The sequence below is a fragment of the Bradyrhizobium sp. P2_E8 genome, from assembly GCF_056403875.1.
Genome location: NZ_JBFUES010001085.1, coordinates 1 through 2,330, shown reverse-complemented (window position 1 = coordinate 2,330; position 2,330 = coordinate 1). Strand labels below are relative to the sequence as shown.

The 2,330-nt window shown below is 67.3% G+C and carries 2 protein-coding genes; one reads left to right on the top strand and one right to left on the bottom strand.

Annotated features, from left to right (window positions below):
- Window positions 1-1,846 (top strand): methyl-accepting chemotaxis protein (locus AC1D00_RS36975; protein ID WP_477014065.1); only part of this gene is annotated, 1,846 nt, incomplete at its 5' end.
- Window positions 1,847-2,003: 157 nt separating this feature from the next.
- Here AC1D00_RS36975 and AC1D00_RS36970 read toward each other — a convergent pair.
- Window positions 2,004-2,330 (bottom strand): GMC oxidoreductase (locus tag AC1D00_RS36970; protein ID WP_477014064.1); only part of this gene is annotated, 327 nt, incomplete at its 5' end.

Here is a 2,330-nt window from a genome sequence, read left to right as displayed (position 1 = left end):
CCGCATCGCCACCAACCGGCAGTTGTCGGAAGCCGCCTACAAAAGCGTGCTCGAGCGTCTCGATGGCGTGGCGGATTCCCGCCTTGCCGGTGCCATGAGCAAGCTCGTCGCGGTCCATGACGCGCTCATGCCGCTGCGGCCCAAGGCGGAAACGGCTATCCACCAGGCGAAGGCGGAGCGTGACGCAAAGGTCGGCGACGAATTCCGCAAAGCTGCGCAGGATTATCTCGATGCCATTCTGGCGCTGACGGCCGAGCTCGAGAACGCGCTCAAGCTCACGGATCCCGTGGTCGATCATCTCCTGGGCGTAAAGCAGTCGGCCTGGGCCGCACGCAATTTCGGCGGCCTCGTCGCCATCCGTCTGGAAGCCGCGGCCGCGAGCGGCAAGCCCTGGAGCGCCGCCGACATGGTCGGCGCCGCCGAGGATACCGGCCGCGCCAAGCAGGCCTGGAGCCAGGTGCTGGATGTCGCCGGCCGCCCCGACGCTCCCGCAAGGCTCACTGACGTGATCGCGCGCTCGAAGCAGGGCGATGCCGCCGCCATGACCGAGCGCCAGCAGGGCTTCATCAAGGCGCTCAGCAACAACCAGACCATCGACATCAAGATCGAGGACCTGTCGAAGCTCAACACCGCCATTCTCGGCTACAGCGTCGAGGCCGGCCAGGTCGCGCTCGCGGAAATGGTCGCCCGCGCCGAGCAGCAGATGACATCGGCGAAATGGAGCCTGGCGCTCAATGGCGGGATGATGCTGGTCGCGCTCGCCATCACGGTGTTCGGCTTCATCCTCGTCAATCGCCGCGTCAGCGCGCCGATCCGCAAGCTGACGCAGGCGATGCGCTCCCTTGCCGAGCGCGACTATGCGATCGAGCTCGCCGGCATCGAGCGCGGCGACGAGATCGGGGAAATGTCGCGCGCGGTGTCCGTGTTCCGGGAGAACATGATCACCGGCGATCGCCTCGCCGAGGAACAGGCCGCCGAGCAGGCAAAGAAGGAACGGCGGCAGCTCGCCGTCGAACGACTGATCGAACAGTTCGAGAAGACCGTGACGGAATCGCTGCACACGCTGGCCTCGGCCTCCGGCGAGCTGAACGCCACCGCGCAGTCGATGTCGTCAACCGCCGAGCAGGGCTCGTCCAAGGCGGCCTCGGTCGCGAGCCTCTCGGGCGATGCCTCCTCCAATGTGCAGACGGTTGCCGCCGCCACCGAGCAGCTCTCGGCCTCGATCAGCGAGATCAGCCGTCAGGTCGCCGAATCCTCCAGCATTGCCGGTGCCGCTTCGGCCGAAGCCGACCGCACCAATGCCGAGGTGCAGGCGCTGGCCGATGCCGCGCAGCGCATCGGCGACGTCGTCGCGCTGATCACCGGCATTGCCGAGCAGACCAATCTGCTCGCGCTCAATGCCACAATCGAGGCCGCACGCGCCGGCGACRCCGGCCGCGGCTTTGCGGTGGTCGCATCCGAAGTGAAGAACCTCGCTACGCAGACCGCGAAGGCGACCGAGGAGATCACCGGCCAGGTCGCCGCGATCCAGGGCGCAACCCAGTCCTCGGTGACCGCGATCCGATCGATCGGCTCCACCATCCAGCGGGTCAACGAGATTGCGGCGGCGATCGCGGCGGCCGTCGAGCAGCAGGGCGCCGCGACCCGCGAGATCGCGCGCAACGTGCAGCAGGCCTCGCAAGGCACCAACGAGGTCTCGCGCCACATCTCCGGCGTCTCTCAAGCCGCCGGCCAGACCGGCGCCGCCGCCGGCGAGGTGCTGGATTCCGCCAAGATGCTGGCGCGCCTGTCGGACGATCTCAAGCGCGACGTCGACGGCTTCGTCGGCGATCTCAGGGCGGCGTAGATCTGTAGGGTGGGTTAGCCTGCGGCTGCGCGCAGCGCAGTCCGCTGGCGTAACCCACCACTGTTCCTCTCCGCAGAGGCAGAAGAGGTGGGTTACGCCCCGCGGACTGCGCTTCGCGCAACCGCGGTGCTAACCCACCCTACGAAGCTTGACGAAATCACGGCACCATCGTCGCCGCGATCTTCTCCGCCGACATCAGGACCGGAAAGTTGGTGTTGGCGCATGGCACCACCGGGAAGATCGAGGCGACGACGACCCGCAGGCCCTGGATGCCCCTGACGCGGCCCTGGTTGTCGACCACCGCCATCGGATCGTCAGCCCGGCCCATGCGGCATGAGCACGAGGCGTGCCACACGCCGATGGTCGCCTTGCGCACGAAGGCTTCCAGCGCCTTGTCGTCGTTCATCACGTCATCGAAGCTGATGCCTTCGACCACGAAATTGTCGATCATGTAGTGGCGCAGCGCCGCCGGCCCGTCCATCAG